This window comes from Roseateles sp. P5_B10 (assembly GCF_056400485.1).
This window is the reverse complement of the sequence record NZ_JBFULE010001674.1, coordinates 1-561: the sequence shown is the minus strand read 5'-3', so window position 1 is coordinate 561 and position 561 is coordinate 1. Positions and strand designations below refer to the sequence as shown.

The window sequence follows — 561 nt, the reverse complement described above, 5'->3', positions numbered from 1 at the left end:
TCTTCGGTGTCTCGACCTATGTCGTCGTCTACGCGACTGGCCAGGCTGGCCTGTCGCCTTGGACGGGCTTCGCGCTTGGTGTGCTGGCGGCTACCGCGGTGGCCTCGGTATTTGCGCTGCTCGCGGTGCGCACCTCCGGCGTCTATTTCCTGCTGCTGACGCTTGCGCTCGGCATGATCGTGTGGGGCGTCTGCCTGCGCTGGACGCAGGTGACCGGCGGCGAGAATGGCATGCGCGCCGATGTGCGGCCGGCGGCCCTGATGAGCCACAGCGCGTTCTATTGGGCGGTGCTCGCCGGCGCCGTCATTGTATCTTTTGCCATGTGGCGGTTCGTGCGATCGCCGTTCGGCCTGACGTTGCGCGGTATCCGCGACAGTGAAAGTCGCATGCGCAGCCTCGGCTATAATGTGCCRCTGCATCTGTTCATCGGCTTCACGGTGTCCGGCATCTTCGCCGGCATCGCCGGGGGGCTCTATGCGATGTTCAACAATTTTGTCAGCCCCTCGACGGTTGCGCTCGCGCAATCGGTGGAGGGCGTCTTGATGATGATCGCCGGCGGTG

Annotated in this window: 1 protein-coding gene; it reads left to right on the top strand. The window is 64.6% G+C overall.

What is annotated here, in order from left to right; all coding sequences use genetic code 11:
- Positions 1-561 (top strand): branched-chain amino acid ABC transporter permease (locus AC1DU6_RS35270; RefSeq protein WP_477863220.1); only part of this gene is annotated, 561 nt, incomplete at both ends.